General features: G+C 38.3%; 1 protein-coding gene. It reads right to left on the bottom strand.

The genetic code is table 11. The features are described from left to right. On the bottom strand, positions 1-441 hold a 441-nt coding region (locus ACEWB7_RS17850; RefSeq protein ID WP_411581068.1), incomplete at both ends, for a hypothetical protein.

Raw genomic sequence — 441 nt, 5'->3', positions numbered from 1 at the left:
AATATCAAGTGCCCGAAGCTTACCCTCGTAATCTTTTTTATCTTCAAAATACGCTTTAAGTGTTGATCTGATTTCATTGTTATAAAGATAGTTCTTGGAATAAGCAGAAAATGCACTTTCTTCACTTTCGATAAAGTACTCAACCGGCAATTCCGAGGTTATAAGCTCTTTGAAATTCTCAAAGGAATTTTCAACTGCAGAAACAATTTCTGATTTATACAACGATGCACCTTCACCATCGCTGCACTTATAGGTAATATATAATTTTTCAGAAGCAGCAGTAACTGCACAATAGGCAATAAACCGTTCCTCGTCAACAGTATTCTCGAATGGCGGACGCACCTCAATACCAAGGTTTGTAAGAAGAACTCTGTCAGCATCCGTAAGAACACCGCCACCCACATTCACAAGAGGGAATTCATCCTTATTAACACCAACAAG

It is taken from the genome of Acinetobacter sp. NIOH-H-8 (assembly GCF_046635365.1).
GTDB lineage: Bacteria > Pseudomonadota > Gammaproteobacteria > Pseudomonadales > Moraxellaceae > Acinetobacter.
The sequence above is the reverse complement of the archived record's forward strand: the minus strand, read 5'-3'. Positions and strand labels throughout refer to the sequence as shown.